The following is a 6,158-nucleotide window of genomic DNA, read 5'->3' on the forward strand; positions in this document are numbered from 1 at the left end:
GGCCACGTTCGTGGCCTTCTCGATGTCGTTGCTGGCTCCGGTGGTCGGGTCGTGGAAGACGAGCTCCTCGGCCGCCCGGCCGCCCATCATGTACGCCAGCTGGTCGAGCAGCTCGGCGCGGGTGTTGGAGTACTTGTCGTTCTCGGGCAGCACCATCGTGTAGCCCAGCGCCCGGCCGCGCGGCAGGATCGTCACCTTCTGGACCGGGTCGGTGCCGGGCAGCGCCGCCGCGACCAGGGCGTGGCCACCCTCGTGGTAGGCGGTGACCAGCTTCTCCTTCTCGTTCATCAGCCGGCTGCGCTTCTGCGGCCCGGCGATGACGCGGTCGATGGCCTCGTCCATGTACTCGTTGCTGATCACGCGGGCGTTCTGCCGGGCGGTCAGCAGCGCGGCCTCGTTGAGCACGTTGGCCAGATCGGCGCCGGTGAAGCCGGGCGTCCGGCGGGCGACGGCGGTCAGGTCGACCTCGGGGGCGACGGGCTTGCCCTCGGAGTGCACCTTGAGGATCGCCAGCCGGCCCTTCATGTCGGGCGCCTCGACGGCGATCTGGCGGTCGAAGCGGCCCGGACGCAGCAGAGCGGGGTCGAGCACGTCGGGCCGGTTCGTGGCCGCGATCAGGATCACGCCGCCGCGGACGTCGAAGCCGTCCATCTCGACCAGCAGCTGGTTCAGCGTCTGCTCGCGCTCGTCGTGGCCGCCGCCCATCCCGGCGCCGCGGTGCCGGCCGACGGCGTCGATCTCGTCAATGAAGACGATCGCGGGGGCGTTCTCCTTGGCCTGCTCGAACAGGTCGCGCACCCGGCTGGCGCCGACGCCGACGAACATCTCGACGAAGTCAGAACCGGAGATGGAGAAGAAGGGGACGCCCGCCTCGCCGGCGACCGCACGCGCGAGCAGCGTCTTGCCGGTACCGGGAGGGCCGTAGAGCAGCACGCCCTTGGGGATCTTCGCCCCGACGGCCTGGAACTTCGCCGGCTCGGCCAGGAACTCCTTGATCTCCTCGAGCTCCTCGATGGCCTCCTCACAGCCGGCCACGTCACCGAAGGTCGTCTTGGGCGTGTCCTTGTTGGCCACCTTCGCCTTGGACTTGCCGAACTGCATCACCCGGCTGCCGCCGCCCTGCACGGAGTTCAGCAGGAAGAAGAAGAGGACACCGATGATGATGAACGGGATCAGGGTGCCGAGCAGGGAGGAGAAGAACCCGGGCGTCGGGTTCGTGCCCTGCCAGCTCACCAGCGTCTTGTCAGCGACCCGCTGGTTGAGCCTCTCGATGAGGGCCTCGCTCTGGTTGCCGACCCAGACCGCCTTGTACTTCGTGGAGGTCGGGTCCGCCATGGTGACGCGGATCTCCTGCTCACCGTCGATCAGCTCGACCTCTTTCAGCGGGTCGGTGCCGTTGATGATCGTCACGACCTGGCTGGTGGGCACGTCGCTGTAGCCGCCGCTCAGCGATCCGCTGGCGTTGATCAGCCCGCCGATCGCGATCACGGCCAGCAGGATGTAAAAGATCGGGCTACGCAGTACGCGTTTGAAGTTCATGACCTGCCTAGGAGTCGGGGGCACATCTCGGCCCTCTAACGCTCAAGGCTAGCGGTGGAGAGCAATTTGTCGCCGCTCGCGCTCGGACGGGGCCTGAAGATGCTGTCTTCCTCCTCGCCCGGTGCCGACGAAAAGCGTGTCGACCCCGGCCTCGTCGTCCAGAGCATCGGGCCCCGTCCTACCCGACGCTCGCGCGGGTGGCGTTGGTCGCGTCAGCTGTAAACGTGGGGGGCCAGGGTGCCGACGCTGGTGAGGTTGCGGTAGTGGCCGTTGTAGTCCAGGCCGTAGCCGACCACGAACTCGTTGGGGATGTCGAAGCCGACGTAGCCGACCTCGACGCTGTTCTGGGCGGCCTCGGGCTTGCGGAAGGCGGTCATGATCTTGAGGCTGGCGGGGCTGCGCGAGAGCAGGTTGCTGACCAGGTAGGAGAGAGTGAGCCCGGTGTCGATGATGTCCTCGACCACGAGCACGTGCACGCCGGTGATGTCGGTGCTGAGGTCCTTGAGGATCCGCACCACGCCCGAGGACTGGGTGCCCGAGCCGTAGGAGGAGACCGCCATCCAGTCCATCCGGCAGTGGATGGTGAGAGCGCGGGACAGGTCGGCCATCACCATCACCGCGCCGTTGAGGACGCCGACCAGCAGCAGGTCCTGACCGGCGTAGTCGCGGTCGATCTCCAGCGCCAGCTCACGGATCCGGGTCCCCACCTCTTCCTTGCTGTAGAGCACGCGGGTGAGGTCGCCGGAGAGCTGGGTGTCATCCACGGCCGACAGCCTGCCACAGCAGCCGACCCTGGTGACGGGCCACCGTGCCCCGGGGGACGTGGACCGCACGCTGTCCGTGCCAGTCCTGCACCAGGGCCTCCACGGCCAGGACGTGGTCGAGCTGCAGGTCCTCGGAGCCGTGGCGGGCGAGCCAGCGGCGCAGCACCCGCCGCCGCAGCGCAGCGGGCAGCGCGGCCAGCTCGGCGCAGCCGAGGGTGTCCGTACCCGGGTCGGCGTCCGCGGCGAGCGCATCCAGCAGGTCGGCGTCGTCCCGGGCGAGCGCGGCCGTCCGGGCGAGCGCGGCGGCCACCCCCGGTCCCAGCTCGTCCTCGAGCACCGGCAGCACCCGGCGCCGGACCCGGACCCGGGCATAGGCCGGGTCGTCGTTGTGGGGGTCGGACCACGGTTCGAGGCCCAGCTCGGCGCACGTCGCCACGGTGACCGCACGGTCGAGCCCGAGCAGCGGTCGCAGGTAGGGACCGGTCCGGGGGGCCATCCCGGCCAACGACCGACTGCCCGACCCTCGGGCCAGACCCAGCAGCACCGTCTCCGCCTGGTCGTCCCGGGTGTGCCCGAGCAGCACCGTCGCCGGTCCACCCGCGACGGCGGCCGACTCGGCGTCCAGGGCCGCGTAGCGACTGCGGCGCGCGGCAGCCTCCGGACCGGACCCGTCGTGGGGGTCGACGCGGACCTGCACCTGCCGCACGTCGGCGACGCCGAGGCCGAGGCCGAGGCCAGTGACGGTGGCCGCCGCCCGGGCGGCCACGGCCGCCGAGCCCGGCTGCAGCCCGTGGTCCACCACGACCACCGTGTGCGGCAGCCCCCGCCGGGACGCGGCGTGCTGGGCGCCGACGACCAGGGCGAGGGAGTCAGGTCCGCCGGAACAGGCCGTCACCAACGCCGTGTCGGTTCCGTCCAGCGCCGCCGCCACCGCCTGCACGACCTGCAGCGTCGCCGGGCCGAGCGCGCGCCGGGCCACGGTCGCGGCTCAGGCCGGAACGCGGGCGAGCCAGCGCTCGGGCTGGGCGATCTCGTCCCGGGTGGGCAGCGTCTCGGGCGCGGTCCAGACCTGGTTCAGACCGGCCATCCCGACCTCGTCGATCACGGCGCGACAGAAGCGTGCGCCGTCGCGGTACTGACGCATCTTCGCGTCCAGCCCCAGCAGCCGGCGGATGACCTTGTCGAAGCCCTGGCCCTGGCGGCGGACGGTGAACCGGCGCCGGATCTCGGCCACCGAGGGCACGACCGACGGGCCGACGCTGTCCATCACCACGTCGGCGTGGCCCTCCAGTAGCGACATCACCGCGGTGATCCGGTCGACCGTCTCGCGCTGCGCGGGAATCTGCACGAGGTCGACGATGGAGAGCTCCTCGCCGTTGCGGAGCGCGGCCAGCAGCCGCTTGGCGCCGTCACCCAGCAGCTGCACCAACGCGGTCGAGTCCAGCTCGGCCGCGTCGACGACCGAGGCGATCTGGGAGTTCAGGTGCTCGCGCAGCCAGGGCACGGCGGTGAACTGGACCCGGTGGGTCTCCTCGTGCAGGCAGACCCAGAGCCGGAAGTCGGCCGGGTCCACCCCCAGCTCGCGCTCGGCGGCCACGATGTTCGGCGCCATCAGCAGCAGACGGCCGCCCGGGGCACCGGGAGCACCCGGGTAGAAGGGGTCGAACTGCCCGAGCACCTTGGGCGCGAGGTAGCTGAGCAGCAGCCCGACCTCCGCCCCGGTCACCCGGGACCCCAGGGCGCTGCCGCCCGAACCCGGCTGGAGCTTGGCCGCGGCCTTCTCCTCCAGCGGCGTCAGGACCGATCGGAAAGCGTCGAGGTTGGCCGAGATCCAGCCCGGCCGGTCGACGACCAGGACCGGAGCGGTGGCGCTGGGGACCGGCAGGCCGGTCACGTCGACGACGTAGGCCTCGGCCCGTACGGCGGCCCGACGCAGCGACGACACCGCCTCGGCGGCGCCGGACGCTGAGATGGACGGGCCCCGTTTGACCAGCCGCGTCGCCGTGCTGCGGGCGACCTCCCAGTCGACCATGGCGGGTCCGCTGGGGGCCGTGTCCGAGGACGTCATGCTGCGACTGTATGCGCGTCCGTGTGCTGCCTCAGCAGCCGCAGCGGCTGAGGGCGGCTCCGACTCGGTCCAGCCAGACCTGCGCGACGTAGTCGTTCTTGGCGTCGTTCACCACGAAGGCGAACGCGAGCTGGCTGCCGTCGGCGGTCCGCAGGTAGCCGGCGAGCGCGTGCACCTCCGACAGCGTGCCCGTCTTGGCCCGCACCACACCGCGGCCGACCTCGGTGTCGTCGTCGCCGTAACGCCGCCGGAGGCTGCCTTCCACCCCCGCGACGGGCAGGCCGGTCAGCACCCCGCGCAGCTCCGGGTGCGTCGGGCTGGCGGCCGCCCGCAGCACCGCCACCAGCAGGTCCGCCGGCACCTTCGTCTGCCGGGCCAGCCCGCTGCCGTCGTTGATCGTGGCCGAGGAGTCCCAGACGCCCAGCTTGGTCAGCCGCGCCTTGACGGCCCGGACCCCGGCGGCCGAGCTCCCCGCGTGGTGCGAGGCCAGGGCCACCTGCCGGAACAGCACCTCGGCCGCGTCGTTGTCGCTGGCCAGCAGCAGCTGCTGGACGATCTGCTCCAACGGTGCGGAGCGGACCTGGGCGACCCGGGTGGCCGACTTCGGCGCCCGGCCCGCCGACACTGAGGTGACGCTCACCCCATGCCTCTTCAGGGCCTTGGCGAACGTCGTGGCCGCGTCGAGCGCCGGGTTGCTCACCCGCGGGCCAGGGGAGCCGCCCGTCGCACGACCCTCGTCCGCCCAGAGCGCGGAGACCGGCGTCACCTGGTCGGCGTAGGTGTCGGGCCAGTGGCTGTTCCAGGCGGGCCCGGAGAAGAGGGAGGCGTCGTAGCGGAGGCTGACCTTCGTGGTCCCGGCCCGGCGCAGCTCGGCGGCGCTGGTCGTCGCCAGCGCGGCGAGGGAGGCACGGCCCGGGTGTTCGGGGTCGGCCTTCGCGCCCAGGTACGGGTCACCGCCGCCGACGAGCACCACCCGGTGCTTGCCGGAGCGCACCACCGACGTCGTGAACTCGTGCTCTGGTCCCAGCAGGGACAGCGCGGCCGTGGTGGTCAGCAGCTTCATGGTCGAGGCGGGGATGTACGGGGTGGAGGCCCGGTGGGAGTACAACACCTTGCCCGTGGACAGGTCGGCGACCTCCCCGCTGTAGGAGCCGCCCATCCCCGCGATGGACACGGCCCGCACCTGGGCCGCCACCTTCGCCGCCGACGCGACCCGACTCTTACCGGCCGCGGCCAGCACCGGCGAGGGCAGGTCATCGGCCGTCGCGCGCGGAGACGGAGTGGTCGAGCGGCGAGGCGTCGCGGGCGCGTCCAGGGCGCCCGGACTGATCGTCGAGGCGCCGCCGTCGACCCACAGGCCCGAGGCGTAGAGCCCGTGCTCGGCCGTGGCGCGGAAGAATCCGGTGACCGAACCGACCACCACACCGGCCACCACCAGCATCGCCACCAGGGCGATACCGAACCTCCGGACACCGGACAGGGCGCTCACTCCTCCACGCTAAGGTGACCCTGGCTCGCCACAACAGCCCGGCCGAGCGTAGCCCCAGGAGGTTTCCGCGTGACTGCACCCAACGCCGAGAAGGACTCCGTGCCCTTCAGTGGCATGACGTTCGACGTCACCGTGGAGATCCCGAAAGGTCAGAAGAACAAGTACGAGGTCGACCACGACACGGGCCGGATCCGGCTGGACCGTACCCTCTTCACCTCCACGACCTACCCGGCCGACTACGGGTTCATCGAGGGCACGCTCGGCCAGGACGGCGACCCGCTGGACGCTCTGGTCATGG

Annotated in this window: 6 protein-coding genes; 1 reads left to right on the forward strand and 5 read right to left on the reverse strand. The window is 71.6% G+C overall.

The annotated features are described in order from the left end of the window. The 5 genes from ftsH to dacB all read right to left on the reverse strand — a co-directional run. On the reverse strand, window positions 1-1,539 hold a 1,539-nt coding region (gene ftsH / locus ACFE7W_RS20900), incomplete at its 3' end, for an ATP-dependent zinc metalloprotease FtsH (protein WP_375426761.1). 212 nt (window positions 1,540-1,751) lie between these two features. Beyond that, window positions 1,752-2,303 carry a hypoxanthine phosphoribosyltransferase gene (gene hpt / locus ACFE7W_RS20905; RefSeq protein WP_375426762.1) on the reverse strand — a complete coding sequence of 184 codons (552 nt, stop codon included), beginning with the start codon at window positions 2,301-2,303 and terminating at the stop codon, window positions 1,752-1,754. Further along, complete coding sequence (tilS, locus tag ACFE7W_RS20910; protein WP_375426763.1) at window positions 2,296-3,282, reverse strand: tRNA lysidine(34) synthetase TilS; 987 nt, start codon at window positions 3,280-3,282, stop codon at window positions 2,296-2,298. The genes hpt and tilS overlap by 8 nt, the downstream gene beginning before the upstream one ends. Before the next feature lie 9 nt (window positions 3,283-3,291). After that, window positions 3,292-4,371 carry a zinc-dependent metalloprotease gene (locus ACFE7W_RS20915; RefSeq protein ID WP_375426764.1) on the reverse strand — a complete coding sequence of 360 codons (1,080 nt, stop codon included), beginning with the start codon at window positions 4,369-4,371 and terminating at the stop codon, window positions 3,292-3,294. Between the two features lie 31 nt (window positions 4,372-4,402). Further along, window positions 4,403-5,860 carry a D-alanyl-D-alanine carboxypeptidase/D-alanyl-D-alanine-endopeptidase gene (gene dacB, locus ACFE7W_RS20920; protein ID WP_375426765.1) on the reverse strand — a complete coding sequence of 486 codons (1,458 nt, stop codon included), beginning with the start codon at window positions 5,858-5,860 and terminating at the stop codon, window positions 4,403-4,405. Between the two features lie 114 nt (window positions 5,861-5,974). Here dacB and ACFE7W_RS20925 point away from each other — a divergent pair. Further along, the coding region (locus tag ACFE7W_RS20925; RefSeq protein WP_375426766.1) for an inorganic diphosphatase at window positions 5,975-6,158 on the forward strand (184 nt) is incomplete at its 3' end.

The sequence above is a fragment of the uncultured Friedmanniella sp. genome, assembly GCF_964244285.1.
GTDB lineage: Bacteria > Actinomycetota > Actinomycetes > Propionibacteriales > Propionibacteriaceae > Microlunatus.